The organism is Providencia sp. PROV130 (assembly GCF_028482225.1).
Lineage (GTDB): Bacteria > Pseudomonadota > Gammaproteobacteria > Enterobacterales > Enterobacteriaceae > Providencia > Providencia rettgeri.
The window spans coordinates 1-1,185 of record NZ_JAMPQC010000040.1; the positions used below are offsets into that span (position 1 = coordinate 1).

A 1,185-nucleotide genomic window follows, 5' to 3' on the forward strand; every position below is an offset into this window, starting at 1 on the left:
TTGCATTAATTGTGTTGTCTGATTATTTGCTGGCCTTGGTATTTCAATACGACCAAACCAATCCGTGCCTATTTTATATTGAAAGTAAGCGTAGCCGTTTGGTTGGGAATCAGGAGCTGGATATAAATATACAGTTGAATTTGTTGTTTTTCGTGTAACACCCAATGCCGAACTTATTACAGAACCATCCACAAATCCACCCGTCTTATCAAACTTCCCATCCAACTGCTTATCCATTTCTTTTGTTGTGCGTAGCTGTTGATTCGTTTGGTCTGGCAATGTAACAGTGATAATGCCTTGCTCTGTCATCCAGCGCGTTAATATGTCGCTGAACTGCACATTCGCACCATTCATGGACACAATCTTATTCATGGCATCGGAAACAGAATGAACCATCGTCGTGAGAATGACGTACTTCGCCCCTGTTGCTGATGTTGGTAATGGGAAATTTAATGTGAGTTCAGTATCCGATTGAATCGACTGAATACTATTATTGTAAACAGTGTTATCGATTTGAATCTGTATTGCCTGCTCTGCGGATACACGATTAATGTTATTGAGCCATTTGGTGCCGGTACCGACTAATTTAGTGCTATTTGCTGTTGTGGTAACTGTGCCTGTGTTGTACATGTTATTTCCTCGAAATTTGGACGTAAAAAAACCGCAATTACGCGGCTTATTTGTGATTTTGTGGTTTAAATAGTTAGAGCTTTGACTGTCGATGTGCCGACTTTGAAAACTTCCACCCTTTTCAGATTCGAGTAACTTAAAATAACGTTTGCTGTTGCATTCGTATTTGGGTCATTTTCTGTGGATATTGCACGAATATAGATATAACTCTTACCACCCCTTGGGGCGATGGGTAATTGAATAGGACCAGCATTGACAGTTAAGTTTAATCCACCTTGTCCTGTATATTTCCCAGTTTCGCTATATGCCAGTGTAACGCCACCTTTTCCATCATCGACGCCAACTTGAACGCTACAATATGTTGAATATTGCCACCCCCCTTCCTCTCTAACCATATCCAATTTACACGCCAAGTCGGCATCAAATATTCGGCTAAAAATTTCAGAGTTTATTTCAATGGCTTTTATCCACCCGGTATTTAGTGTTCCAACATTTAACGTTGATCTATAAATTGTCCCTGTAATTTTCGTTGATGTTGAATAATACACATCACCC

Annotated in this window: 2 pseudogenes; both read right to left on the minus strand. The window is 39.9% G+C overall.

Going from position 1 to position 1,185, the window contains the following annotated elements:
- A pseudogene (locus PSF28_RS21740) lies at positions 1-630 on the minus strand (hypothetical protein); the annotation flags it as partial.
- Positions 631-695: 65 nt separating this feature from the next.
- A pseudogene (locus PSF28_RS21745) lies at positions 696-1,185 on the minus strand (host specificity protein); the annotation flags it as partial.